Source organism: Flavobacterium xizangense, assembly GCF_054075145.1.
This window is the reverse complement of the sequence record NZ_JBSIPG010000001.1, coordinates 246,100-272,876: the sequence shown is the minus strand read 5'-3', so window position 1 is coordinate 272,876 and position 26,777 is coordinate 246,100. Positions and strand designations below refer to the sequence as shown.

Annotated in this window: 19 protein-coding genes; 13 read left to right on the top strand and 6 right to left on the bottom strand. The window is 34.1% G+C overall.

The window, feature by feature from the left end; genetic code table 11:
* Positions 1-6 precede the first annotated feature (6 nt).
* The 4 genes from ACWA1B_RS01135 to ACWA1B_RS01120 all read right to left on the bottom strand — a co-directional run bounded on the left by ACWA1B_RS01135 (position 7) and on the right by ACWA1B_RS01120 (position 4,738).
* Positions 7-1,008 (bottom strand): vWA domain-containing protein, encoded by a 1,002-nt coding sequence (locus ACWA1B_RS01135; RefSeq protein WP_456904001.1) that lies wholly within the window; start codon positions 1,006-1,008, stop codon positions 7-9.
* Complete coding sequence (locus ACWA1B_RS01130) at positions 1,008-2,639, bottom strand: phenylalanine--tRNA ligase subunit alpha (RefSeq protein ID WP_456903999.1); 1,632 nt, start codon at positions 2,637-2,639, stop codon at positions 1,008-1,010. The genes ACWA1B_RS01135 and ACWA1B_RS01130 overlap by 1 nt, the downstream gene beginning before the upstream one ends.
* Before the next feature lie 152 nt (positions 2,640-2,791).
* Positions 2,792-3,655: a DUF58 domain-containing protein gene (locus ACWA1B_RS01125; RefSeq protein ID WP_456903997.1), complete on the bottom strand. Its 864-nt coding sequence runs from the start codon at positions 3,653-3,655 to the stop codon at positions 2,792-2,794.
* Positions 3,656-3,733: 78 nt separating this feature from the next.
* Entirely contained in the window at positions 3,734-4,738 is a 1,005-nt protein-coding gene (locus ACWA1B_RS01120; RefSeq protein WP_142451507.1) for an AAA family ATPase, read from the bottom strand.
* Between the two features lie 224 nt (positions 4,739-4,962).
* On the opposite strand from ACWA1B_RS01120, the gene ACWA1B_RS01115 reads away from it, so the two are divergent.
* The 3 genes from ACWA1B_RS01115 to ACWA1B_RS01105 all read left to right on the top strand — a co-directional run bounded on the left by ACWA1B_RS01115 (position 4,963) and on the right by ACWA1B_RS01105 (position 7,966).
* Complete coding sequence (locus ACWA1B_RS01115) at positions 4,963-5,835, top strand: aldo/keto reductase (protein ID WP_456903995.1); 873 nt, start codon at positions 4,963-4,965, stop codon at positions 5,833-5,835.
* A 127-nt stretch (positions 5,836-5,962) separates the two neighbouring features.
* Positions 5,963-6,718 carry an SDR family NAD(P)-dependent oxidoreductase gene (locus tag ACWA1B_RS01110; RefSeq protein ID WP_456903993.1) on the top strand — a complete coding sequence of 252 codons (756 nt, stop codon included), beginning with the start codon at positions 5,963-5,965 and terminating at the stop codon, positions 6,716-6,718.
* 102 nt (positions 6,719-6,820) lie between these two features.
* A complete protein-coding gene (locus ACWA1B_RS01105) occupies positions 6,821-7,966 on the top strand; it encodes an ATP-binding protein (protein ID WP_456903991.1) in 1,146 nt (381 codons plus the stop codon).
* A 131-nt stretch (positions 7,967-8,097) separates the two neighbouring features.
* Here ACWA1B_RS01105 and ACWA1B_RS01100 read toward each other — a convergent pair whose 3' ends face one another.
* Positions 8,098-8,841, bottom strand: a complete 744-nt coding sequence (locus tag ACWA1B_RS01100) for a DUF3298 and DUF4163 domain-containing protein (protein WP_456903989.1) — start codon at positions 8,839-8,841, stop codon at positions 8,098-8,100.
* Positions 8,842-9,040: 199 nt separating this feature from the next.
* Here ACWA1B_RS01100 and ACWA1B_RS01095 point away from each other — a divergent pair, with 199 nt between their 5' ends.
* Positions 9,041-10,183, top strand: coding sequence for a cystathionine gamma-synthase (locus tag ACWA1B_RS01095; protein WP_456903987.1), 1,143 nt, complete (start codon positions 9,041-9,043; stop codon positions 10,181-10,183).
* Positions 10,184-10,266: 83 nt separating this feature from the next.
* Here ACWA1B_RS01095 and ACWA1B_RS01090 read toward each other — a convergent pair whose 3' ends face one another.
* Positions 10,267-11,058, bottom strand: a complete 792-nt coding sequence (locus tag ACWA1B_RS01090; protein WP_456903985.1) for a THC0290_0291 family protein — start codon at positions 11,056-11,058, stop codon at positions 10,267-10,269.
* Positions 11,059-11,382: 324 nt separating this feature from the next.
* Between ACWA1B_RS01090 and gdhA the strand changes: the two genes are divergently transcribed.
* The 9 genes from gdhA (at position 11,383) to ACWA1B_RS01045 (ending at position 26,758) form a co-directional block, all read left to right on the top strand.
* On the top strand, positions 11,383-12,726 hold the full coding sequence (gdhA, locus tag ACWA1B_RS01085) for an NADP-specific glutamate dehydrogenase (RefSeq protein ID WP_456903983.1): 1,344 nt from the start codon (positions 11,383-11,385) through the stop codon (positions 12,724-12,726).
* A gap of 129 nt (positions 12,727-12,855) precedes the next feature.
* The gene (gene porZ / locus ACWA1B_RS01080) at positions 12,856-15,138 is read left to right on the top strand and encodes a type IX secretion system anionic LPS delivery protein PorZ (protein ID WP_456903982.1); all 2,283 of its coding nucleotides are present in this window, start codon (positions 12,856-12,858) and stop codon (positions 15,136-15,138) included.
* Positions 15,139-15,203: 65 nt separating this feature from the next.
* Entirely contained in the window at positions 15,204-15,917 is a 714-nt protein-coding gene (gene recO / locus ACWA1B_RS01075) for a DNA repair protein RecO (RefSeq protein ID WP_456903980.1), read from the top strand.
* Between the two features lie 130 nt (positions 15,918-16,047).
* The gene (gene ileS, locus ACWA1B_RS01070) at positions 16,048-19,449 is read left to right on the top strand and encodes an isoleucine--tRNA ligase (protein ID WP_456903979.1); all 3,402 of its coding nucleotides are present in this window, start codon (positions 16,048-16,050) and stop codon (positions 19,447-19,449) included.
* A gap of 12 nt (positions 19,450-19,461) precedes the next feature.
* Entirely contained in the window at positions 19,462-19,842 is a 381-nt protein-coding gene (locus tag ACWA1B_RS01065) for a TraR/DksA family transcriptional regulator (protein ID WP_012022792.1), read from the top strand.
* A 222-nt stretch (positions 19,843-20,064) separates the two neighbouring features.
* A complete protein-coding gene (locus ACWA1B_RS01060; RefSeq protein WP_456903977.1) occupies positions 20,065-20,667 on the top strand; it encodes a lipoprotein signal peptidase in 603 nt (200 codons plus the stop codon).
* Between the two features lie 84 nt (positions 20,668-20,751).
* Complete coding sequence (locus tag ACWA1B_RS01055) at positions 20,752-23,907, top strand: UvrD-helicase domain-containing protein (protein WP_456903975.1); 3,156 nt, start codon at positions 20,752-20,754, stop codon at positions 23,905-23,907.
* An 80-nt stretch (positions 23,908-23,987) separates the two neighbouring features.
* Positions 23,988-25,181 carry a glycine C-acetyltransferase gene (gene kbl / locus ACWA1B_RS01050; RefSeq protein WP_456903973.1) on the top strand — a complete coding sequence of 398 codons (1,194 nt, stop codon included), beginning with the start codon at positions 23,988-23,990 and terminating at the stop codon, positions 25,179-25,181.
* Positions 25,182-25,294: 113 nt separating this feature from the next.
* A complete protein-coding gene (locus ACWA1B_RS01045) occupies positions 25,295-26,758 on the top strand; it encodes an OmpA family protein (RefSeq protein WP_456903972.1) in 1,464 nt (487 codons plus the stop codon).
* The last annotated feature ends 19 nt before the right edge of the window (positions 26,759-26,777 follow it).

Sequence of the window (26,777 nt, the reverse complement as noted above, 5' to 3'; positions counted from 1 at the left end):
CCAAAATTAAATGAAGCTTCTGTAAACCGTATTTCTTAAACCAACTTCCAGCAGTAATAAAAAGACTGCCAATGAAACAAAAAATCGGTATTTCTCGTCATAATCGTAGAACTTCAATTCCTGTATTTCTGTTGTTTCTAATTTATTGATTGCATTATAAATTTGAGCTAGTCTGTCATTGCTGGTTGCTCTAAAATACGTTCCGTCCGTTTTGCGCGCAATGCTTTTCATTAACTGCTCATCAATTTCTACCTTTTGCATTTTGAACAAGAAACCACCATTTGGTCCATATGCATATGGAGATTCAGCCATTCCATTTGTTCCTAATCCAATTGTGTAAACTTTGATTCCGTATTGTTTTGCAATATCTGCAGCAGTTTCTGGCTCAATAAATCCGGCATTGTTTACACCATCTGTCAATAAAATAATAACGCGGCTTTTTGCTTTACTGTCTTTTAATCGGTTAACTGCTGTTGCCAGTCCCATTCCAATTCCGGTTCCGTCTTGTAATGCTGTATCGTACTTAATGCCTTTTATTGCTTCAAGAATAATCGCTTTATCACTTGTAACTGGAGTTTTAGTATAAGCTTCTGATGCGTATAAAACCAATCCGATTCGGTCATTTGGTCTTTCGCCAACAAAATCTGCAGCTACTCTTTTTAAGGCTTCCATACGGTTTGGCTTCAAATCTTTTGCCAGCATACTTCCAGAAACGTCAATTGCCATTACAATATCAATTCCTTTTGTTGTTTTGGTCTGATTGCTGATGTCAACTGTTCTTGGTCTTGCTAAGGCAATAATTAATGAACATAAAGCAATAATCCTGAAAACATATAAACACGGTTTTAGTTTTGTCAACAGTGATTCGCTGTTTTTAAAACCTACAGTTGAACTCATTTTTAAAGTTGCAGATTGTTGGTTTCGTTTCCAGAAGTACCAAGTAATCACAACCGGAATCAAAAGAAACAGCCAAAAGAATTCTGGATTTAAAAAAGTGATCTTTCCCATTAGTTACTAGCTTTTCTAAGTTCAACAGAATTTAAAATTCGGTCAGTAATCGTATTTCCGTAGCTGTCGCCTTCTTCGTGCGAAATAATAATTTGCTGCAATCCTTGTTCTTGTTTAAACAAAAGAATTTCATAATATACTTTTGTACTGCTTTTGGTAAGAGGATTTATAACTGTCATTGTTCCATATCCTTTTAAACCCTGAACACCTTCGTTTGTTTGGTAATCTTCTTGTTTTACAATTATATTTTGTCCGCCTTGGGATTCAATAACTTTTAATGAACCTTCTAATGTTTTGGCCAAATCGATTTCAGTCGGCGTTTTAAATTTACTTGTTGAAACTGCAATGTAAAAATTGTCCGTCATGCCTCCGTAAACAAAAAGTTGCATTTCCTTAATCAAAGCCATTGCATCTTTCGGAAGAACTTTTAGCGGATCCACTCGTTTTAAAACTTGTGGCGTTTCAAGTAAAACTCCTGGATTTCCGTATTCACTTTTTATCCATTCGCTTTCCAAAAGGCGTTTTGTAGGGTTCATTAAGACGGTATCTTTTACATTAGTGAAACCTTTTACAGCAATTAAAACAGCTGTCGTTACAATCAATAAACCAAAAACAGATGCGACAGCAATCGTAATTCGTTTATTTCTTTGTTTCTTTAATTGAAGTTTAATCTGCTTTTGTCTTTGAGCTTCATTCAATAATTCATCTTCTTCTGATGGAATTTCCGTCGGAATTGCATTATCAAGTGTTAAAATCACTTTTTGGATTTTGTTTCGGTCTTCAGTAATTTCAAAATCCAATGGTTTTGATTTTGCAAACTTTACCAAATCCGCCTGACGTAAAACGCGTTCTAAATTTTCAACGGTTTCAGGTGTTAAAGTCATTTTCTTTTTAGTCGAAGCGGTTCTGATTGCTTGAATTAATTCAGAAGTTGTGCTTTCCATTGCTGGAATGTGAATGGCTTCTTCAATATAATTTCTGGCAATATCAGTAAGTTCGCTATAATATTCTTTGATTTCACCTTTTTGAACAAGTTCTTTTTGTTCCAAATTGTTTAATAAGCTCGTCGCTTTTTCAATTGGTGTTTTATAAACTTCTTCTTCAATTTTCTTTTGCTGACGTTTCTTTACGTACCAATATACAAATGCTCCAATACCAAGAATAATTACTAATGCTAAAACATATTTCCACCAGCTTCCTAAACCTTCGTCAGCAGTGCTGATGTCTTTGATATCGTACATTTTTTGTTGTAAAGTATCGACTTTTACATTGGCAACTTCAACTTTGATAGAGTCAGAGAAAAAAGGCTTTTTGTCGATTAAAATCGTAACACTCGGAATTACATATTTTCCAGAATCAAATTGTGTTAGTCCATATTTTTTGATCAGCTCATAATTGCCGTCTTTCTTTACGGTATCAACTGGGTACGACTGAATAACTTCTAAAGGTCCAAAGGTTTTTTGTTTAGGAAAAACAACTTTCGATTTTGAACTTACAACTGTTTTCAGCGTAAGCTTGAACTCAGTGCCAATTTTGTTTTTTGTGGTATCAATACTAGTTTCGACTTGCTTTTGCTGTGCAAAAACCGCCGATGTAAGTAAAAATAGGAATATGTAAAATTTTAATTTCATTTGATTTTTGATTTCAGATTTTAGTCTAAAACGAAAGCTTAAAAATGGAACATTAATTACACAGATTTAAGCAGATTATATTTTTTATAATTGAAAAACGATATATTTAAAATCTAATATTCTAACCCTCTAATCCCGAAGTTTCGGGATAATTATCTAGACTTGAAATAGCCTAATAATTTAGTTACATAATTTTCATCGACTCTGGTATTTACCACGCCAGCGCCAGATTTGCTGAAAGTTTCCTTGAAATAATTTACTCTTTCGTGATAATGTTTTTCATAGTTCATTCGAACTGTTTTTGAACCAGTATCAACCAAAATTGTTTTTCCGGTCTCTGCATCCAACATGTTCACCATTCCTAAATTTGGAATTTTTTCCTCACGAATATCATACACACGAACTCCGGTAAGGTCATGTTTTTTTGAAGCAATTTTTAATGTTTGCTCATAGTTTTCAGACATGAAATCTGAAATCATAAAAACAATGGCTTTCTTTTTCTGAGTTCCTGATAAAAATTTTAAAGCTTCAGAAATATCGGTTTTGTGGCTCTTTGGTTCAAATTCGATTAATTCACGAATGATTCTTAAAACGTGCGAACGGCCTTTTTTTGGTGGAATATACAATTCAACATTATCAGAAAATAAAATCAATCCAATTTTATCATTGTTTTGTGTAGCCGAAAAAGCCATCGTTGCCGCAATTTCGGTTACGATGTCTTTTTTAAACTGACTTTTTGAACCAAAACCTTCAGAACCCGAAATGTCAACCATTAAAACCATGGTTAATTCGCGTTCTTCTTCAAATACTTTAACGTGAGCTTCGTTGTAGCGTGCGGTTACGTTCCAATCGATGTTACGAATATCATCTCCGTATTGGTATTGACGCACCTCGCTAAACGTCATTCCTCGTCCTTTAAATGAAGAGTGGTATTCTCCCGAAAAGATATGATTACTCAGTCTTTTGGTCTTGATTTCTATTTTCCGTACTTTTTTTAAAAGCTCTTTTGTATCCATTTCTTTAGTTTTCAGTCGCAGTTTTCAGTCGCAGTTAATTGTAATGTGTTTACTGTGACTGAAAACTGAAAACTATTTTTAAGGTACCTCAATCTCGTTTACGATTTTGTTGATAATGTCTACAGAAGTAATGTTTTCTGCTTCTGCTTCGTAAGTGATTCCAACTCTGTGACGTAAAACATCGTGAACAACGGCACGAACGTCTTCTGGAATTACGTAACCACGTCGTTTGATGAAAGCATAGCATTTAGCAGCATTAGCCAAGTTGATACTTCCACGAGGAGAAGCTCCAAAACTGATAAGTGGTTTTAAATCGGCTAATTTGTATTTTTCTGGGTAACGTGTAGCAAAAATGATATCTAAGATATATTTTTCGATTTTTTCATCCATATAAACTTCACGAACAGCTTCTTGAGCACGTAAAATTTGATCTACAGAAACCACTGGGTTTACTTTTTCGTAAGATCCTTTTAAGTTTTGGCGAATAACAAATCGTTCTTCGTCAATTTTTGGATAATCGATAACCGTTTTTAGCATGAAACGGTCAACCTGAGCTTCAGGAAGCTGGTATGTTCCTTCTTGTTCAACCGGGTTTTGAGTGGCAAGAACTAAAAAAGGACGATCCAATTTGAAAGTGGTGTCACCAATAGTTACTTGTTTTTCCTGCATCGCCTCAAGAAGTGCAGATTGTACTTTTGCAGGAGCACGGTTGATCTCATCGGCAAGTACGAAATTAGCAAAGATTGGTCCTTTTTTTATCGAGAATTCGTTTGCTTTAATATTATAAATCATTGTTCCGATAACATCGGCAGGCAATAAATCGGGTGTAAACTGGATACGGCTGAAAGAACCTTGAACCGCTTGAGAAAGCGTGTTGATTGCTAAAGTCTTGGCCAAACCAGGAACTCCTTCAAGTAAAATATGTCCCTGTCCTAAAAGACCAATTAATAAACGTTCGACCATGTGTTTCTGGCCCACAATAACTTTGTTCATTTCCATTGTAAGAAGGTCTATAAAAGCACTTTCTCTTTCAATTTTTTCATTGATCGCTCTAATGTCTAAAGTCGTTGTATTTTCTTCCATATAAATGTTTTTAAAAGCTTTTTTAAACTCTTGATTTTTACGTCCGGTTTTTGAGAGTGCAAATTGAATATTTTTTGAGAAGTAAGATGTTAAAGAATGGTTAAAACTTCGACCAATCACCTAATTTTAAGGACGAATTGTGAATCTATTTTTATATTTTTAAGAACTTTGATGGATATGTTTTTAAAAAGCATATTTATTACCAAAAATAACGCAATATAACCATGAGCAAAACAACATTATCGCCTATTATTTCGGGCACTATGAATTGGGGAATCTGGGACAAAAACCTTTCGGCTAAAGAAATGGAAAACTTGATACAAATTAGTATCGAAAACAAAATTACCACTTTTGATCACGCTGATATTTATGGCGATTATACCACCGAAGCTGAATTTGGAAAAGCATTTAAAGCAAGTAAAATTTCCCGCGAAAAAGTACAGTTAATTACAAAATGCGGTATTCAGTTGGTCAATGAAAACCGAAATACAAAAATCAAACATTATGACTATTCTAAAGACTATATAATTTGGTCTGTAGAAGAATCACTGAAGAAACTCAAAACAGATTTTATCGATGTTTTTTTATTGCACAGACCAAGTCCGCTAATGCAGGCTGATGAGATTGCTGAAGCAGTCGAAAAATTAAAATCGGAAGGAAAAATTATTGATTTCGGACTTTCGAATTTTACAAGTTCTCAAACCGAATTAATTCGTCAGAAAACAGAAGTAAGTTTTAATCAGGTGCAATTTTCGGCAACACATTTTGAAGCAATGACCGACGGAAGTTTGGATTATATGCAGACACACGGAATACGTCCGCTGTCATGGAATCCGCTTGGAACTGTTTTTAGAGAAGATACCAAAAAAACACGCCGCTTGAAAAAACTGTTTTCAGTGCTTTTGGAAAAATATCATTTAGGCGCAGATACACTTTTGTTGGCCTGGATTTTAAAACATCCGGCAGGAGTTATTCCAATTGCAGGAACTGTTAACGTTGCCAGAATTCAATCTTTGTTAAAAGCGGTTGAATTAGATATGGACAATGAAGACTGGTTTGCAATCTGGACAGAAAGTATGGGCGACGATGTACCTTAATTTTTAGTATTCAGCTTAAAATGCCATTAAAAAAATATTGGCCACAGATTTTACAGATTAAACCGATTTACACAGATATAAAATCATTATAATCTGTAAAATAGGTGGTTAAAAAATAAAAACAAGAATGAAAAAAACAGCCCTAATTACTGGTGCAACAAGCGGAATTGGAAAAGCAACCGCACAAATATTGGCAAAAAACAATTATAAAGTTATCCTTTGTGGAAGACGTAAGGATCGTTTAGAAGAATTGGAAAAAGAACTTTCTGCTTTTACAGAAGTACATTCTTTATCTTTTGATGTTCGGGACAAAGATGCCGTTTTCTCAGAAATTAATTCTTTGCCAGAAGATTTTTCAACAATTGATGTTTTAATCAATAATGCTGGAAATGCACATGGTTTAGATCCGATTCAAAATGGAGATATTGATGATTGGGATGCTATGATTGATATTAATGTAAAAGGACTTTTGTATGTTTCTAAAGCAATTATTCCACAGATGATTGAGAGAAAATCGGGACATATTATCAATATCGGATCAATTGCAGGGAAAGAAGTTTATCCAAATGGAAACGTTTATTGTGCTTCAAAACATGCCGTAGATGCAATCAACAACGGAATGCGAATGGATTTGAATCCTTACGGAATTAGAGTGGGGGCAATTCATCCGGGAATGGTAGAAACTGAATTTAGTGAAGTGCGTTTTAAAGGAGATGCTGACAGAGCTTCAAATGTGTATAAAGGTTTAGATGCATTGCAGGCTGAAGATATTGCAGATATTATTCATTTTGTAGTTTCAAGAAAGTATCATGTTAATATTGCTGATTTGATTGTATTTCCAACGGCACAGGCTTCTGCAACAATTGTCAAGAAAAATATTTAAAATTAGATCGTTAGACTTCTTAGAAATTTAGATTATCTTAGGAATCTGAAAATCATAATCCAAGAAGTCTAAATTTCTAAGAAGTCTCATAATCTACAGTAAATGATTAATAAGCGCCTTTTGATAAAAAATTTACTTGCTCACAATGACGAGAGCAGTTTTTATGACAAAAAAAGGCAGCTGAATTTGCATACGCGAGAAGGAAAAGGAAAGTTCCTGAAGCACATTTGCGCATTGTCAAATTCAAATCCAACAAACAACTCTTATATTGTTGTTGGTGTTGAAGATCAGGATAATGAAATTGTTGGCGACGATTTTTTCGATGACAGCCGAATTCAAAATCTGGTAAATGCTTTTTTGGAAAATCCGCCAAAGATTCAATATGAAAACGTACCATTTCCAAATCTGCCTAAAGACAAAGTAATTGGTTTGGTTACAATTAAGCCGAAAAGTAAAATTTCCTATTTTAAAAAAGGTATTCACACGATTGTTGCAAATAGTGTTTTTGTGAGGCGGGGAAGCAATTCGATTCCTTTAGAAAATCATGAAGAAGTCGAGAAAAACTATCAAAATACCGAAACTGTAATTGGAATCGAAAACAGTTCCCGAAATAGCATACAATATACTCTGGATGGTGTTTTTGATTTTATGAATTTCAGACATAAAGATATGTCGCCGAAATATCATGTTTTCAAAGAGTTATTTGTGATTTGTTGGGCGGGAGTTCCTAAAAAATCCCGAGACAAGACCTTTCTTTCCAGAGTTGATATTGAGTTGATCAATGAACAAATTAAGCTTTTTTATTCGGCTCAGGATGTTGTGACGATTGTTTATAATGACGACAGCTTTACAATTACCGAATATGTTCCCTTGGGATTAAATGACAAAACAAGTTATTATCCGCTCGAAGAGCAAACGATTCATTTTTTTGATAATGGGTATTATAAAATCGATCGAAAAATACTTTTTCAGCCTCCCGAATTCAATCGTAAAATGCTGTATCATATTTACAATTCTAATATGGCGTTGCTTCAAAAATTACAAAAAGGAATCGTTTTGTCTGAACGAGAATTGATTGATCTGGAAAATCTTCCTTCTACTTTTATGATTTGTTATCTGAATGGTTTTGATGAAGCCAAACAAAAACTGATCGATTCAAAATTACTTTTAAAACCTTTTCCACAAGTCTATTTGTCTTTTAAAGAAGCTTTAAGAATTCTTCGTAAAATGAAATATGATGTTCAGTAAAAAAAAAGGCACAAAGGTACAAAGTAACAGAGGTGCAAAGGTTTTCTATAGAGACGCACTGCAGTGCAATAAACTTTTAAATTTGAGTAAAAAAACTTAGAATCTTAGCAACTTAGAACCTTAGAATCTTTTTAATGATATTTCAAATATTGGTTTACTTCATCATACGGAAATAAGATTTCTTTTGGACCATCAGCATAAGAAGCTGCTTCATAAGAGTTGTAGTATAACAGAAGACCTTCCTCAGTATAAAAAATATTTTTTGGCAATTGAAATTTGTCGTTTTCAAACATTAAACCGGTTGCATTGATATTTGCTTTTGTGGGGATTTTATATTTTTCCCGGAATTTTTTCTCGGCAAAAGCCTGAAACGCTTTTTCATTTTTGAATAATTGATCATTAAAAATTGTTTTTCCGGTCTTAGGGTCAAATAATAAGGATTTAAAACCTTGATAGCCATGGGCGCCGCCGGTAAAAGTATAGTGATCAATTTTGATGTTTAAAATTTCTTCAGAATGGAATTCGACATTTCCGATGATTTTTCCTTCCCAACCAAAAGTCTCAGTTGGAAATTTTTTATGCATTTCTTCATAAGATGAAATAAATGATTCTGTGAGAATATTGTAATTGGTTGCTTTTGCAGGATTTTCGTCAAAATAAACAATCTCTTTTACGACTTTGAAAACTTTTTTATTGATACTATCTGCGGTAATTTTTACATTTTTTGCAATTGGAACTTCAATAGTGATTATAGGACAATCGCTTTTGCAGGGAATGGCAGATTTTTTTTCAAACGTTTCATTTTCAAATGAAAGCTCTTTGTTACAACTTGTGAATATCAAAAACAAAAAGACTAAAAAAGTATAATGTTTCATATATGTGGAAGTTATTTGTTAGCAGACATAAAAGGTAACACTTTTTTTGAAATGAATTTTATTTTGGCAATAGTCTGAATGTCAGTGGTTTTATATCGAAAAGTGTTAATTATATACAAAGGTAAGAACTTGTTTCAGGATTAGAATAAATTAAACGGTAAATTTGTACAGCATTTATAGAATTAAAATTTGTAACTATATGAAATTCAATACTAAAGTAATACATGGTGGCCAGCATCATGATCCAAGTACAGGTGCAGTAATGCCTCCGGTATATCAAACTTCAACTTTTATTCAGACAAGCCCAGGAAAACCTTTGGCAGATTATGAATATAGCCGAGCTTCAAATCCAACTCGTACAGCTTTAGAAAACGCTTTGGCAAGTATTGAGAACGGAACTCGCGGACTTGCTTTTTCGTCTGGTTTAGCAGCAACAGACTGTATTTTGAGATCATTTAAAGCTGGTGATGAAATCATTGCAATGGATGATTTATATGGTGGAACATACCGAATGTTTTCTAGAATTTATAAAGATTCTGGAATTAAATTTCACTTTGTTGACATGACCGATTTGGAGAAATTGAAATCGCTGATTAATGAAAATACAAAATTGATTTGGGTTGAAACGCCAACAAATCCATTAATGAAATTGGCTGATATCGAAGAGGTTGCTAAAATTACAAAAACGCATAAAATTTTATTTGCAGTAGATAATACTTTTGCAACACCTTATTTACAAAAACCATTAGATTTAGGAGCTGATATTGTGATGCACTCAGCGACAAAATATTTGGGAGGACATTCTGATGTTATTGCCGGAGCTTTAATTGTAAAAGATGAAGCTTTAGGAGATCAATTGCATTTTCAACAATTTGCAACTGGTGCAACGTTAGGGCCAATGGATAGTTTTTTAGTTTTAAGAGGAATTAAAACACTTTCTTTGAGAGTTCAAAGACATTGTGAAAATGGAGAAAAAGTAGTGGAATTTTTGAGTAATCATCCTAAAATTAAAACGGTTTATTATCCGGGATTAAAAAATCATCCTTTTCACGAAATTGCTAAAAAGCAAATGAAAGCGTTTGGCGGAATGGTTTCGTTTACTTTTGTTTCAGGCAAAAAAGAAGATTCTATTGCGTTTTTAGAGAAACTAAAGGTATTTACTTTAGCAGAATCTTTAGGCGGAGTAGAATCTTTGGCAAATCATCCAGCTTTAATGACGCATGCATCGATTCCTGCAGATAAAAGAGCCGAGGTTGGTATAACTGATGATTTAGTGAGATTAAGCGTTGGTATCGAAGATGCTGAAGATTTAATCGCCGATTTAGAGCAGGCTTTATCTTAAAAAAACAGCAATAAAAAATCCCAAATTCCAATTTTGATTATTTTGGAATTTGGGATTTTTATATTTTGGAATTTAAAATATTTTTAGAATTCTAAGTAGTAGATATAACCAAAGTTAAACCATACTTGCCAGTCGTTTGACTTATTTTCTTTGTAAATGTCTTTATTAGGATTTAGACCATCAACCCAGTCATTGCTGAACATCTTAAAACGAGTTTCAAACATTAAATCGCTCATTGTTGTCAGTTTATAATGAACACCAACTCCTCCGGTTGCCGCTACAACAACTCCTGTTTCTGTAGAAAAACCGTGTGCTCTTCCGTCTGATGGTGTTAAATATTTTCCTATTGTTACATTTGGAAGTGTCAAATCTCCTAGATTAGAACCTACTTTTGCAGAATAATAATCTACCTGGAATCCAAGGCTCAGATACGGACTGAAACTACCAACTGTGTTTTCGAAGTCATGTATTTTGATGAAAGAAAACTCTAACTGAGATCCTATTCCTATTGTAGTTGAACTTGCCTTCATGTTTTTAAGCATATTAACAAATACCGTTTCTGGCTTTTTGTCAACCCATCTTCCAAAATGTTTAAGTTCAGTATGGCTAAACGAAAGTTCAGATCTTACTTTAAAGTGTTCAGTGAAAAAACTTTCATGATTATTGGCAGCTGAAAAGTTGATGAAATGCATAACTCCAATCCCAAATCCGGTGTTCCCGACGTTAGTGTCAAAGTTGTTTCTCTGACCAAAATCAGACTGCAGTGTTACAGGTCCTGCGAATATTCCTATTTCTTGAGCGAGATCAGATTGGGCGTTTACTGCAGTACTGATACCAAGAATGGTAAATAGCGTGATAATTACGGGTTTGAGCATAGTATTTGGGCTTTCAAATCTTGGCAAATATATAAAAAAGGTTGTCGAAACAAAATAAAAATTCCTCTATTAAAAAATTAGTAACAAAACACTTAATTTTCTGACTTTAAACATAATGATTTGATGTAAAATCGGGGGTGAAAAATTGTATTTTAATTTTTGTTTAAAAATTACACAATTCTTCTGCAAAAACGAAAAAAAATAACAATTCATGATTGTTTTGACTTATCTTTGCATGTTGTTACGAAAACGTTTTCTTTAAGACGTTTTTTTATTATAATTGATTTTAAGCTAAAAACTATTATTTGAATAATTTATTTAAAAATGGAACAAAAAATAAATGAATTTATGGCTCTGGTTGAGTCAAAAAATCCAAACGAACCAGAATTTCTTCAGGCTGTCAGAGAATTTGCAGAAACAGTTATTCCGTTTATTGCTGAAAGAAAAAAATATGATGGAAAAAATTTACTTCTTAGAATAGCTGAACCCGAAAGATCTATAATTTTCAGAGTTCCATGGGTAGATGATAAAGGTGAAATTATTGTAAACCGCGGATTTAGAATTCAGATGAATTCTGCAATTGGGCCTTATAAAGGAGGTATTAGATTTCATCACACTGTAAACCTATCAGTTTTAAAATTTCTTGCTTTCGAACAAGTTTTTAAAAATAGTTTGACAACACTTCCAATGGGTGGAGGAAAAGGTGGTTCTGATTTTGATCCAGAAGGAAAATCGGATGGAGAAATTATGCGTTTCTGCCAATCATTTATGACAGAATTGTGTCGTCATATCGGTCCAGACCTTGACGTGCCGGCGGGAGATATTGGTGTTGGCGCAAGAGAAATTGGTTATTTGTTTGGTCAATATAAAAGAATCAGAAATGAATTTACAGGAGTTTTAACTGGAAAAGGTTTGGCTTATGGTGGTTCATTAATACGTCCTGAAGCTACAGGTTATGGAGTTGTATATTTTACAGATCAAATGCTTCGTACTATTGGTCACGATATTAAAGGTAAAAGAGTTGCGATTTCAGGATTTGGAAACGTAGCTTGGGGAGTAGCTTTAAAAATAAATGAACTAGGAGGAAAAGTAGTTACAATTTCTGGACCTGATGGTTATATTTATGATGAAGAAGGAATTTCTGGAGAAAAAATCGACCATATGGTTGAAATGAGAGCTACCGGAGACAACAGAGCAGAAAGATATTTAGAGAAATATCCAAATGCGATTTTCCATAAAGGAAAAAGTCCTTGGGAAGTAAAAGTAGATATCGCAATTCCATGTGCAACTCAAAATGAATTGAATGGAGACGATGCTAAGAAATTGATTGATAATGGCGTTTTATGTGTAACAGAAGCTGCTAATATGCCTTCGACATTAGATGCAATTAAACTTTTCTTAGATAATAAAGTACTTTTTGCTCCAGGAAAAGCAGCTAATGCCGGTGGTGTTGCTGCATCTGGATTAGAAATGACACAAAACTCTATTCGTCTAAACTGGACGAGTGAAGAAGTGGATTTAAGATTAAAAGACATTATGGTTGGAATTCACAACCAATGTAAAAAATATGGTGCTGAAGAAGATGGCTATGTGAACTACGTAAAAGGAGCAAACATCGCAGGATTTGTTAAAGTTGCCGATGCTATGCTCGCTCAAGGTGTAGTGTAATTTTTAGTATAGTTTTTTGAAATGCCTTCATTTGTCTCTGGACATTTGAAGGTTTTTTTTATTTGTAAAAAGAACAAAAAACAAATAATTCCGTTTGTAGTATATTTGTTTATTCGAATACGTAAAATAATGAAAAGAAAGTTTCTGTATATTTTGTTTTTGCTCTTGTTCCAATTTAGTTTTTCACAGAACAAATTGTCATGGCAGGGTTATTTTTCGTTCAACGAAATAAAAGATATTTCAGAATCTCCAACTGCGGTTTTCGCAGCCTCAGAAAATGCATTATTTACAAAAGATGTAGCAACAAATACAACTAAAACCATTACTACTGTTGACGGACTTTCGGGCCAGACTATTTCGGCTATGTATTATAGTGAAATCTTTAAAAAAACAATTGTAGGTTATGAAAATGGTTTGATGACTGTAATTAATGAATCAGACGGAAGCATGCTTAAAATTGTGGATATCATCAATAAACAATTGGCTCCTAATCTAAAAAAAATCAATCATTTTATGGAGCATAATGGTTTGGTTTATGTTTCCTGCGATTTTGGAATTGTACAGTTTAATTTGACAACTCTGAAATTTGGTGATACGTATTTTATAGGAGATAATGGCGCCGAAATCAGTGTTAAGCAAACTACATTTTTTAACGGATTTATTTATGCCGCAACTTCAAATGGAATAAGACGCGCCGATATTGCAAATCCAAATTTAAATGATTTTAAACAATGGTCTGTTGTAAATAGTGGTGATTGGTCAAGTGTTGAGAATGTCGATTCTGAACTGATTGCTATTAATTCTTCTGGGTATATTCATCGATTTAATGCTAATAATTTTATAGGATTTTCGCAACTTCCACAAGCTTCGGTTGATATGCGTGCAAAAAACCATAATTTGTTTATTACCATAAAAAATGCTGTTTATGTTTATAGCAATCAAATGGTACTAATTCGCCAAATCTCTAATGCTCAGGTATTGGATAATACTATAAATTTTACTTGTGCAACTTCAGTAGGGAATGTGATTTTTATTGGAACAAAAGAAAAAGGTTTGTTTTCATCATCACTTTCAAGTACTTCCGCATTTGTAAATAATACTCCCTCAGGGCCAGCCAGAAATAATATTTTTTCAATGGATGTAACGCCAAGTGTTCTTTGGGCCGTTTACGGAGATTATGACACGTTCTATAATCCGTATGATTTAGATAGTTATGGGGTTAGTAAATACAATACTTCTGGATGGCTGAATATTCCTTATTCTAACGTTTACAATGCAAAGTCGATGACAAGAGTTATTGTTAATCCAAAGAATGAAAAACAGGTTTATGCAAGTTCATTTTTTTCAGGTTTATTGCGAATAGAAAATGATGTTCCGAATCTTTTGTATAATGAAAAAAACAGCGGTTTAGAATCGATTACGACCGAAGGTCCAAATTATATTGATGTTCGTGTCAATGCGACAGCTTTCGATAAAACAGGGAATTTGTGGGTTACAAACAGTCGTATAAAAAATGGCTTAAAAGTTTTAAAAACGAATGTTCAATGGGGAAGTTATGCTATGACTTCAATTTTAGACGACGCGCAAGCCAGTAGTTATGCCAGTATTTTAGTGGATAAAAACAGCGTAAAATGGATTGCAACAAATCGAGATGGTGTTGTTGGTTTTAATGAAACGAACAATACTTTCAAAAAAATGACTTTTGGTGCCGATGCCGGAAATCTTCCAGTTGCCGATGTCAGAGCGCTTGCAATTGATACTAAAAATCAGCTTTGGATAGGAACGACAAAAGGATTGCGTGTTTTGTCAAATGTGGGAAGTTTTCAGAATGACAGCCAGCTAAAAGCGAATCCAATAATTATTATGGAAGATAATTTGGCTCAGGAACTTCTTTATGAGCAATTTATAACTGCAATTGCGGTTGATGGTGCAAATAATAAATGGATTGGTACAAGTGATTCTGGAGTTTTTATGGTTTCGCCAAATGGTCAGGAAACCAAATATCATTTTACAATCAGTAATTCGCCTTTGCCAAGCAACACCATCAATGAAATTAAAATAAATAGTACAACGGGCGAAGTTTTTATTGCGACCAATAAAGGTTTGATTTCTTTTGGTGGAATTGCCACTGAAGCCAACGAAGATTTGAGTAATGTTTATGTGTATCCAAATCCAGTTCGGCCAACCTATTCAGGAACCGTAAAAGTTGCAGGATTATTGGATAAAGCAAATATTAAAATCACAGACATCGAAGGAAATTTGGTTTACGAAACAACTTCAGAAGGTGGAACAATTGAATGGGATACAACCGCTTTTGGAAAATACAAAGTTTCTTCAGGTGTTTATATGATTTTTATTTCTGCGCAAGATGGTGTAGAAACAAAAGTCAAAAAAGTAATGATTATTCGTTAGTCTTAAAGTCGAAAGTTTGAAAGTCAAAAGATTGAACTTGAAACTTTAAAAAAAAAACAAAAATTTTGTTAGTCAAAACCAAAGCCATAGTAATCTCATCCTTAAAATTTCAGGAAAAAAGCTTGATCGTAAAATGTTTTACACTTTCAAGCGGACTGAAGTCTTATTTTGTGCGCGATGCTTTTTCGAGCCGAAAAGCAAGTCAAAAGATTGCTTATTTTCAGCCATTTTCAATTTTAGAAATCGAAGCCGTTCATAAAAACAAAGGAACGTTAGAGAATTTCAAAGAGATAAAAAGCGCTGTTCCGTTTCAAAGCATCCATACTGATATTGTAAAAAGTACAATGGTGATGTTTTTGTCTGAAATGCTTCATCATTCTATTCAGGAAGAAGAAAAAAACGAACAGCTTTTCCTTTTTTTAGAAACCGCTCTTACCTGGCTGGATCATCATGAAGAAATTTCCAATTTTCATTTGATTCTACTTTTAGAAATCACAAAATATTTGGGTTTTTATCCTGATGTTTCTGAAATAGATTTGCCTCATTTTGAAATGATTGATGGCGTTTTTACGCATTTTTCTGGTGTGAATACGCTTTCAGAGCACGAAACCAGTTTGCTTAGAAAACTACTCGATTTGAAATTTGATAATGATCAAAAAATCTTTCATGTTTTAGAAAGACAAATTCTGCTAAAAATCTTAATTGATTATTATAGTTTTCATTTGGAAGGATTCAAAAAACCAAAATCTTTAGAGATTTTAAAAGAAGTTTTCTCTTAAATCGACCAAAAGCATATTTTTTGTTGCGGAATCTACCTGAAATTTCCTGAAATCGGTCTTTTTTCTCTTAACTTTTATCTATTTTCCTCAAAATTCCTTACTTTCGCACCTCGTTTAAGAAAAGGATAAAATGAGTACAAAATTTACTGAATACAAAGGACTTGACTTGCCAACGGTAGCGTCTGAAGTTCTTGATTTTTGGAAGAAAGAAAATATATTTGAAAAGAGTGTTACAACTCGCGAAGGTGCTGAGCCTTTCGTATTTTTTGAAGGTCCGCCTTCAGCAAACGGATTACCAGGAATTCACCACGTGATGGCGCGTGCGATTAAAGATATTTTTTGCAGATATAAAACTCAAAAAGGTTTTCAGGTAAAAAGAAAAGCCGGCTGGGATACGCACGGTTTGCCTGTAGAATTGGGTACTGAAAAAGAATTAGGAATTACAAAAGAAGATATTGGCAAAACGATTTCGATCGAAGAATATAACGAAGCGTGTAAAAAAACCGTTATGCGTTATACGGACGTATGGAATGACTTGACCGAAAAAATGGGATATTGGGTTGATATGGAAGATCCATATGTGACTTATAAACCAAAATACATGGAGTCGGTTTGGTGGCTTTTGAAACAAATCTACGATAAAGGTTTGTTATACAAAGGTTACACGATTCAGCCATATTCTCCAAAAGCGGGAACAGGATTATCTTCTCACGAAGTAAATCAGCCTGGAGCTTACAGAGATGTTACAGATACTACGATTGTAGCGCAATTCAAAACTTTGCCGGAAACGCTTCCAAGCTTTTTGCAAGGTTTTGGAGATATTCACATCTTAGCCTGGACGACAACTCCTTGGACATTGCCATCGAATACAGCTCTAACAGTGGGGCCAAAAATCGATTATGTTTTAGTGAAAACTTTCAATCAATATACTTTTGAACCAATCAATGTTGTTTTGGCTAAAAATTTAGTTGGAAAACAATTTGGAAAAGGGTTTTTCTTAAGTGAAGACGACGCTGATTTTGATAACGTTAAAAATGGCGATAAAAAACTTCCATACAAAATCTTAACGGAAGCAAAAGGAGCAGATTTAGTAGAAATTCGTTATGAGCAATTATTGCCTTACGTATTGCCGTATCAAAATGCTGAAAATGCATTTAGAGTAATTGCCGGAGATTTCGTTACAACTGAAGACGGAACAGGAGTTGTGCATACAGCGCCGACTTTTGGTGCAGATGATGCTAAAGTTGCTAAAGAAGCAAAACCGGAAGTGCCACCAATGTTAGTTTTGGATCAAGAAGGAAATGCAGTACCGTTGGTAGATTTGCAAGGAAAATTCACCTCACATGTTGGGGAACTTGCTGGTAAATACGTTAAAAACGAATATTACGATGCAGGACAAGCACCAGAGAAATCTGTAGATGTTGAAATCGCAATTCGTTTAAAAGAAGAAAACAAAGCTTTTAAAGTTGAAAAATACGTGCACAGTTATCCACACAGCTGGAGAACTGACGAGCCGTTATTATATTATCCCCTAGATTCATGGTTCATCAAAGTAACCGATGTAAAAGATAGAATGTTCGACCTGAACGAAACTATCAATTGGAAACCTAAATCTACTGGTGAAGGACGTTTTGGAAACTGGCTTAAAAATGCCAACGACTGGAACTTATCTCGTTCTAGATATTGGGGAATTCCGTTGCCAATTTGGAGAACTGAAGACAAAAAAGAAGAAGTTCTTATTGGTTCTGTTGAAGAATTATACAATGCGATTGAAAAATCTATCGAAGCAGGTTTTCAAAAAGAAAATCCGTTTAAAGGTTTCGAAATCGGAAATATGTCGGAATCAAATTATGATTTAATCGATTTGCACAAAAATGTTGTGGATCAAATTACGTTGGTTTCGGCTTCTGGCCAGCCAATGAAACGCGAAAGCGATTTGATCGACGTTTGGTTTGATTCTGGGGCAATGCCTTATGCACAATGGCATTATCCTTTTGAAAATCAAGATAAAATTGATGCAAACAAAGATTTTCCTGCGAATTTCATTGCAGAAGGAGTAGATCAAACACGTGGATGGTTTTATACATTACACGCAATCGGAACTTTGGTTTTTGATAAAGTAGCGTATAAAAACGTAGTTTCAAACGGTTTGGTTTTAGATAAAAATGGAATTAAAATGTCTAAGAGTAAAGGAAATACGATAGACCCGTTTAAAACCATTGAAGAATACGGTCCTGATGCCACACGTTGGTACATGATTATGAATGCAAATCCGTGGGATAACTTGAAGTTTGACCTTGAAGGAATTGCTGAGGTTCGCCGTAAATTCTTTGGAACTTTATACAACACTTATTCTTTCTTTTCGTTATATGCTAACATCGACGGATTTAAATATGCTGAAGCCGAAATTCCGTTAAACGAAAGGCCAGAAATCGACCAGTGGATTATTTCTGAGTTGAACACTTTAGTGAAATTTGTTGACGAATGTTACGAAGATTATGAGCCAACAAAAGCGACAAGAGCCATTTCTGAATTCGTTCAGGAAAACTTAAGTAACTGGTACGTTCGTTTATGCCGTCGTCGTTTCTGGAAAGGGGAATATGCTAAAGATAAAATTGCAGCTTACCAAACGCTTTATACTTGCTTGTTAACAATCAGCAAATTGAGCGCTCCGGTTGCTCCATTTTTTATGGATAAATTGTATCGCGATTTAACAGCTTCGACGGAAACAGAGGATTTTGCTAGTGTTCACTTGGCTGAATTCCCAAAATTTGTCGAAAACTTTGTTAATAAAACGTTGGAAAGCAAAATGCAGAAGGCGCAGACAATCTCTTCTTTGGTTCTATCACTTAGAAAAAAGGAAATGATCAAAGTACGTCAACCTCTGCAAAAGGTAATGATTCCAGTACTTGACGAGAACCAGCGTGCTGAAATCGAAGCTATTTCTGACCTTGTAAAAGCGGAAGTAAACGTGAAAGAAATCGAACTTTTAGACGATGCTTCAGGTATTTTGGTAAAACAAATTAAGCCTAATTTTAAAGCTCTTGGGCCACGTTTCGGAAAGGATATGGGGTTGATTTCTAAGGAGATACAAGGTTTTTCGGCTGAACAAATTAACGAGTTAGACAAGCAAGGAACGTTGGATATTGTTATTTCTGGAAATAATGTAACTTTATCACTAGAAGACGTCGAAATAACATCTCAGGATATTGAAGGATGGCTGGTTGCAAATTCAAATGGAATTACAGTTGCGCTTGACATTACAATTTCTGAAGAGTTGAAAAATGAAGGTATCGCGAGAGAATTAGTAAACAGAATTCAGAATATCCGTAAAGATTCAGGATTTGAAGTTACTGATAAGATTAAGGTACAGATAAAGAGAGACAGCATTTTAGAAGATGCAGTTTTGGAAAATGAAGACTATATTAAGTCTGAGACACTTACGGATGATTTGGTTTTTGTTGACGTATTAGAAAACGGCACAGAAATTGAGTTTGATGATATTAAAACAATGATATTAATTTCAAAATAAAAGTATAATAACATGATAGATGAAATTACAAGATACTCTGACGCTGATTTGGCGGAGTTCAAAGAAATAATCCAAGCAAAAATTAAAAAAGCACAAGAAGATCTTGATTTGATCAAAAGTGCCTATATGAATGATTTGAATAACGGAACAGACGATACTTCTCCAACTTTCAAAGCTTTTGAAGAAGGAAGTGAAACAATGTCTAAAGAAGCAAACTCTCAATTGGCAATTCGTCAGGAGAAGTTTATCCGCGACTTGAAAAACGCTTTATTCCGTGTTGAAAACAAAACATATGGTATTTGCAAAGTAACAGGTAAATTAATAAGCAAAGAAAGACTTAAAATTGTTCCTCATGCTACAATGAGTATCGAAGCTAAAAACTTGCAGAGATAATAATATTATCATTCTTAAAAAAAGCGCCCCATTTAGGGGCGCTTTTTTCTTTAATACGACTTCCCAAGGTTTAATTTCTGTAAATTATAATGTGAAAAAGCATTTCTGACACATACAAAAAGCGAATCCGTTTGATTTCGATTTATTACGAAACAATTAACGTTACTTAAAAAGTGCTTTTTTGATTTAATTAGTTATTTTTGCGCATCAAAATTTTATAAAATGTCATTACGAAAAGCGTATTTCCTTATATTTTTAGTTTTAATAATAGATCAACTGTCAAAAATTTATGTAAAAACAAACTTTATTCTTGGTGAAGAAATAAAAGTAATGGGAGCTGAGTGGTTCAAAATTCATTTTATTGAAAACGAAGGAATGGCTTGGGGAACTAAAATCCCAGGTGAATACGGAAAATTGATTTTGACTGTTTTTAGAATTTTTGCTGTTTTCGGTATCGGTTGGTGGCTTTCAGATGTGATTAAAAAACGTCACTCTACTTATTTAGTAGTGGCGATTGCATTAATTTTTGCTGGAGCAGCTGGTAATATCATAGACTCTGTTTTTTACGGAGTTATATTTGATGGCAGCGAGCATAACATTGCAACACTTTTTTCTCCTAATCCTTACGGAACTTGGTTTCATGGTTTAGTAGTTGATATGTTTTATTTTCCTATTTGGGAAGGAAATTTACCAACTTGGCTGCCAATTTTTGGAGGAAAACATTTTGCTTTTTTCAATGCGATTTTTAATGTTGCCGATATAGCTATTTCTACGGGAGTTGGAATATTATTGGTTTTCAATAAAAGAGCTTTTCCTAAGCATTAAATTCTGCCAATTTCTCAGATTCTTTAGATTTTTCAATGGATAGTGTTTTATAAATGCTATTTTTACCATACAAAAAATCGAATTATGCAAAGCCCGTCTTTTTCTATTTATGATGCTTCTGCCGGCTCAGGAAAGACTTATACTTTGGTTAAAGAATATCTCAAAATTATTCTTTCTTCGCCAAAGCACGATGCATATCGAAATATACTAGCGATAACTTTTACGAACAAAGCGGTTCACGAAATGAAAAGCCGTATTGTTGGTAGTCTTTCTGAATTTGCTAAAGATGAACCTTCTGAAAAAGCAACTGCATTAATGGAAGATTTGGCTCGGGAAACTGGGCTTTCAGTTATTAAAATCAAAATTAAATCGCAAAGTATTATTAAGCACTTAATTCATAATTATGCGGCTTTTGATATTTCGACAATTGATAAATTCACCCACAAAGTAATTCGGGCTTTTGCGCACGATCTAAATCTTCCAATGACTTTTGAAGTCACTTTGGATACTGAAAATTTATTGATTGAAGCGGTTGATGCGATAATTGCACAAGCGGGTCAGGATGAAACTTTGACCAATTTGTTGATTGATTTTACGATGGAGAAAACCGATGATGATAAAAGTTGGGATGTTTCTCGCGAAATTTTAGAAACCGGAAGATTGGTGCTCAATGAAAACAATCGGAATGAAATTTTGCATTTTCATGACAAATCAATTGAAGAGTTTATCGAGATTAAAAAGAAAATGCTTGCGCTTTGCAAAGATTTGGAATCTGAAAACGAAGGTTGGGCAATTGATGCTCTTTCGTTAATTGATGAAAACGGAATCGATTTGAAATCATTTTCACGCGGTACGTTTCCAAATCATTTAGAAAGTATTCGTGATGGAAAATTCAATCCAAGAAATAAAACTTTTCATGAGTTTGATGATATTGCAATTAATAAAACGGCTAAAGACCGGGCTTTGATTGAAAATATCATTCCAGATTTGCTTCAGATTTTGAGTAAGATTTACAAGAATTTCGAAAAAAGAGATTTTTATAAAGCTTTCCTGAAAAATATAACGCCACTTTCTCTCTTGAATACAGTAAGTAATGAATTGGCAAAAATCCAATCAGAACAAAATATTCTTTCTATTTCAGAATTTAATGCCATTATTCATCGAGAAATTCAGAATCAGCCCGCGCCTTTTATATATGAGCGTTTGGGAGAAAAGTATCGTCATTTTTTTATAGATGAATTTCAGGATACTTCTGAAATGCAGTGGCAAAATTTGATTCCGCTGATTGATAATTCACTTTCAGGTCAGGATGAGTTAGGTAATAAAGGAACGCTAATGATTGTTGGTGATCCAAAACAATCGATTTATCGCTGGCGCGGAGGAAAAGCGGAGCAGTTTATTGAGCTTAGCAAAGATGTAAATCCCTTTAATAATCCAGATAAGGAGATAAAGCATTTAAATACTAATTATAGGAGTTATAGTGAGGTTATTGATTTTAATAATGCTTTTTTTAAATTAATTTCTTCTGAATTTTCAAACGAAGATTATAAGGATTTATACGAAAATCATAGTTTTCAGAATTCAAATGCGAAAAAAGGAGGATATGTGAACATTTCATTTCTCCCAATTATTGAAAAAACTGATGCTGCAGAGGAAGACGAAGTTGTTGAAAAATCAGATTTGTATGTTTTAGCAACTTTAAATACAATTCTAAAAGTTGTTAAGCAGGGTTTTCAGTACAGAGACATCGTAATTTTGACTCGAAAAAGAGGTCAGGGAATTGCAATTGCAAATTATTTAACGGAACAAAATATCCCGCTTTTGTCTTCAGAAACTTTAATGATTCAGAATGCTACTGAAGTTCGTTTGATAATTCATCTTCTGAAATATTTGAATAATAGTGCTGATTTAGAATCCAAAGCTAATTTTCTTCATTTTTTAGCCTCTAATATAAATCATGAAATGCCAATCCATGATTTTATTGAAAAAGGAATGTCAAATAGAGTAGAAGCCGATTTTGAAAAATGGCTTCTGACTTTTGATGTTTCATTGAATTTTGAAGATGTTCGAAAAAAATCATTGTACGAAGCTGTCGAAATTATCATTTCTAAATTTATTCCTTCAGAAGGGAATGCTTATGTGCAGTTTTTCCTTGATATTGTTTTAGAAAGAGATATGAGGAGTCAGGCTGGTATAGCCGACTTTTTAAGTTACTGGGATAAAAACGCTGAAAAATTCAGTATTCCGTCTCCGGAAGGAAATAATGCTGTTCGGATTATGACAATTCATAAATCGAAAGGTTTGGAATTTCCCGTTGTCATTATGCCGTTTGCTGAAGAAGATTATAATCGAAAGCCAAAAGATAAATTATGGCTCGATGCTGAAAATGAAGATTTAGGTGTTCCTAAGGCTTTGATTGATAATAGCATTGCGGTAGAAGGTTTTGGCGAAAGCGCTTCGGCGGTTTTTAATGTGAAAAAGCAGGAAGAATTATTGGATAATATAAATGTTTTGTATGTTGCTTTAACACGTGCTGAAGAACAATTATATGTTATCTCACAATCTTTGAATGAAAGAAAAGATGGAGAATTTCCGAGCAATATGGCATCTTTTTTTATTAAATTTTTGATTAATCAAGGAGTTTATGATTCGGAAAAATTAGAATATGAATTTGGGAATCCTGTAAAATTATCCTCCTCGGTTGAATTCACTGATTCAATAAAAGAGATTCCGGTTGTCAAAGAAGTTTTGAATCCTAAAAATATAAAAATTGCGCAACGAGAAGCTTTAATGTGGGGAACACATCAACAGGAAGCAATAGCTTACGGGAATGTTATTCATGAAATTCTGGCTTTTGTAAAAGATAAATCAGATATTGATTTGGCGGTTGCAAAAGCAATTGAAGGTGGCTTAATAAAGGTTGATCAGGTAGAGCAAGTTTTGAAAACGCTTCATGATATTGTGAGTCATCCTGAAATTAGTGTATGCTTCGAAGGGAAAAATAAGATTTTAAATGAGCAAAATATCATCCAAAAAGAAGGGAAAATTTTAAAACCGGACAGAGTTGTGCTTACAGAAGATAAAAATGCTTATTTGTTGGATTATAAAACAGGGGCAATAAATTCTAAATACAAACAGCAAATTCAGGAATACCAGGATGCTATTGAGGATTTGGGATATAAAGTGTTAAAAAAAGCATTGGTGTATATAGGAACCGAAATCGATGTAGTAAATTTGTGAAAAAATTAATCAGATGTTAAAGATAAACAAGCTTATTTTAGGTTTAAGTTGTTAATTTTTAACGTTTTAAATATAAGGAAATGTACGGTAAAATTAAAGAACATCTGCAAAATGAATTGCAGGCCATTGAAGAAAACGGAATTTTTAAAAAGGAACGTATTATTACTTCGGCTCAAGGTGCTGAAATTACAATTTCTACAGGAGAAACTGTATTGAATTTTTGTGCAAACAATTATTTGGGACTTTCTTCTCATCCAGAAGTAGTGCAGGCCGCAAAAGATGCAATGGATACGCATGGATTTGGAATGTCATCTGTTCGTTTTATTTGCGGAACGCAGGATATTCATAAAACATTAGAAAAAAAGATTGCAGATTTTTATGGTACAGAAGATACCATATTATATGCTGCAGCTTTTGATGCAAACGGTGGTGTTTTTGAACCTTTATTAGGAGAAAACGATGCTATTATTTCTGATAGCCTAAATCATGCTTCAATCATAGATGGAGTTCGCTTGTGTAAAGCGGCTCGTTATCGTTATGAAAATAGCAACATGGAAGATCTTGAGCAACAATTGATAAAAGCAACAGAAGCAGGAACTCGTTTTAAATTAATTGTTACAGATGGTGTTTTTTCTATGGACGGTTTAGTTGCACCTCTTGATAAAATTTGTGACTTAGCAGATAAATACGATGCAATGGTAATGGTTGATGAGTGTCATGCGGCAGGATTTATCGGTCCAACCGGAAAAGGAACTCTTGAAGCAAAAGGAGTTATGGGACGTGTTGATATTATAACTGGTACTTTAGGCAAGGCTTTAGGAGGCGCGATGGGAGGTTATACAACAGCGAAAAAAGAAATTATCGAGATATTACGCCAGCGTTCTCGTCCTTATTTGTTTTCAAATTCTTTGGCGCCCGCTATTGTTGGTGCTTCTATTAAGGTTTTTGAATTATTAGAAAAAGATACTTCATTGAGAGATAAATTAGAATGGAATACGAATTATTTCAAAGAAGGCATGAAAAAAGCCGGTTTCGATATCATTGATGGAGATTCAGCAATTGTGCCAGTTATGTTATATGATGCAAAATTGTCGCAAATTATGGCAAATGAATTATTAAAAGAAGGAATTTATGTAATCGGATTCTTTTTTCCAGTAGTTCCAAAAGACAAAGCAAGGATACGCGTTCAACTTTCAGCTGCGCATACTAAAGAGCACTTGGACAAGGCAATAGAAGCTTTTACATTAACAGGTAAAATGTTAAAAGTTATATAATTACCATATTCTGTAAATTTTTGTAGGTTTTTTTTAACATTTCATTTTGTATTTAAAAAATTTGGTGTTACTTTTGCTTGTAATTAACTAAATTGTAATTAAAAAAATTAAGTATGAAACATCTTAACAAACTTTTAGTTGCTGTGATGATGGTGATGGGTTTAAGTTCTCACGCACAAGACAGTAACAATCCATGGGCGATCTCATTTGGGGTTAATGCAGTGGATACCAGAACAAGTTCTGGAGCAGGACATGGTTGGTTCGATCAACATTTTTCTCAGCCATTCGCTGTTAAAGACAACTGGAATATTCTTCCTTCTTTATCTTACATTGGTGTGTCTAGATATGTAGGTAGTGGTTTCTCTGTTGGTTTACAAGGTTCTGTAAACAAAATTGATAAATTCGTTATTTTCGATCCAACTGCTCCAGGGCATGATGGAAGAGGAAATGTAGTGGTTAATCCTGGAGATTTAATGTACTACGGAATTGATGCTACTATCAAATATAGCTTCCAAGAATTAATCAAATCTAAAGTGATTGATCCTTCGTTATCTGTTGGTGGTGGTTATACTTTCTTTGGAGATAGCAGCTATGGAACTGTTAACCCAGGTGCTGGTTTAACTTTCTGGTTTACTGATGCTATTGGTCTTGAATTAGCTACAAGATACAAATGGGCTGTTAGTGGAGATAGAGTTGATGCTTCTGGAACTCCAGATGCTGTTTCTCACTTCCAACACACAGCTGGTCTTATCTTCAAATTCGGAGGTAAAGATACAGACGGAGACGGAATCTATGATAAAGATGACGCTTGTCCAGATGTTGCTGGTTTAAAACAATTCAACGGATGTCCTGATACTGACGGAGACGGAATCGTTGACGCTTCTGACGCTTGTCCAGATGTATTTGGTTTAGCTGCATTAAACGGATGTCCTGATACAGACGGAGACGGAATTGCTGATAAAGATGATGCTTGTCCAGATGTTGCTGGTTTAGCTGCTTTAAAAGGTTGTCCTGATACTGACGGTGACGGAATCGCTGATAAAGATGATAAATGTCCTACAGTTGCTGGTCCAAAAGAAAATGGTGGTTGTCCTTTCTTAGACGCTGATAAAGATGGTGTTGCTGATAAAGATGACGATTGTCCTACAGTATACGGTCCTGCTAGTAACAGAGGTTGTCCAGAAGTAACTTCTGAGGCTTTAGAAGATCTTAAAGTTCAAGCAAGAGCAGTTTACTTCAACTCAGGTAAAGCTACTTTCAAAACAGGAGATAAAGAAACTCCAGCTAGATTAGATGCAATTAAAGAAATCCTTAAAAACTATCCAAACGCGAAATTCTCTATTGAAGGACACACAGATAGTACAGGTTCTGCTAAAATCAACCAAAAACTTTCTGAAGACAGAGCTAAAGCTGTTATGGATGCTTTAATCGAAAGAGGTGTTAATCCAGAAAACTTAGAGTCTAAAGGATTTGGATCTTCTCAACCAGTTGCAAGTAACAAAACTGCTGCAGGTAAAGCACAAAACAGAAGAACTGAAATTAGACATATTGGTTCTAAATACCAAGGTAAACTATAATTTACTTTGTAAATAATAC

Excerpts from the sequence above, each read along its gene's own strand:
- ACWA1B_RS01135 (WP_456904001.1), bottom strand. The coding sequence starts at position 1,008 with ATGGGAAAGATCACTTTTTTAAATCCAGAATTCTTTTGGCTGTTTCTT.
- ACWA1B_RS01130 (WP_456903999.1), bottom strand. The coding sequence starts at position 2,639 with ATGAAATTAAAATTTTACATATTCCTATTTTTACTTACATCGGCGGTT.
- ACWA1B_RS01125 (WP_456903997.1), bottom strand. The coding sequence starts at position 3,655 with ATGGATACAAAAGAGCTTTTAAAAAAAGTACGGAAAATAGAAATCAAG.
- ACWA1B_RS01120 (WP_142451507.1), bottom strand. The coding sequence starts at position 4,738 with ATGGAAGAAAATACAACGACTTTAGACATTAGAGCGATCAATGAAAAA.
- ACWA1B_RS01115 (WP_456903995.1), top strand. The coding sequence starts at position 4,963 with ATGAGCAAAACAACATTATCGCCTATTATTTCGGGCACTATGAATTGG.
- ACWA1B_RS01110 (WP_456903993.1), top strand. The coding sequence starts at position 5,963 with ATGAAAAAAACAGCCCTAATTACTGGTGCAACAAGCGGAATTGGAAAA.
- ACWA1B_RS01105 (WP_456903991.1), top strand. The coding sequence starts at position 6,821 with ATGATTAATAAGCGCCTTTTGATAAAAAATTTACTTGCTCACAATGAC.
- ACWA1B_RS01100 (WP_456903989.1), bottom strand. The coding sequence starts at position 8,841 with ATGAAACATTATACTTTTTTAGTCTTTTTGTTTTTGATATTCACAAGT.
- ACWA1B_RS01095 (WP_456903987.1), top strand. The coding sequence starts at position 9,041 with ATGAAATTCAATACTAAAGTAATACATGGTGGCCAGCATCATGATCCA.
- ACWA1B_RS01090 (WP_456903985.1), bottom strand. The coding sequence starts at position 11,058 with ATGCTCAAACCCGTAATTATCACGCTATTTACCATTCTTGGTATCAGT.
- gdhA (WP_456903983.1), top strand. The coding sequence starts at position 11,383 with ATGGAACAAAAAATAAATGAATTTATGGCTCTGGTTGAGTCAAAAAAT.
- porZ (WP_456903982.1), top strand. The coding sequence starts at position 12,856 with ATGAAAAGAAAGTTTCTGTATATTTTGTTTTTGCTCTTGTTCCAATTT.
- ileS (WP_456903979.1), top strand. The coding sequence starts at position 16,048 with ATGAGTACAAAATTTACTGAATACAAAGGACTTGACTTGCCAACGGTA.
- ACWA1B_RS01065 (WP_012022792.1), top strand. The coding sequence starts at position 19,462 with ATGATAGATGAAATTACAAGATACTCTGACGCTGATTTGGCGGAGTTC.
- ACWA1B_RS01060 (WP_456903977.1), top strand. The coding sequence starts at position 20,065 with ATGTCATTACGAAAAGCGTATTTCCTTATATTTTTAGTTTTAATAATA.
- ACWA1B_RS01055 (WP_456903975.1), top strand. The coding sequence starts at position 20,752 with ATGCAAAGCCCGTCTTTTTCTATTTATGATGCTTCTGCCGGCTCAGGA.
- kbl (WP_456903973.1), top strand. The coding sequence starts at position 23,988 with ATGTACGGTAAAATTAAAGAACATCTGCAAAATGAATTGCAGGCCATT.
- ACWA1B_RS01045 (WP_456903972.1), top strand. The coding sequence starts at position 25,295 with ATGAAACATCTTAACAAACTTTTAGTTGCTGTGATGATGGTGATGGGT.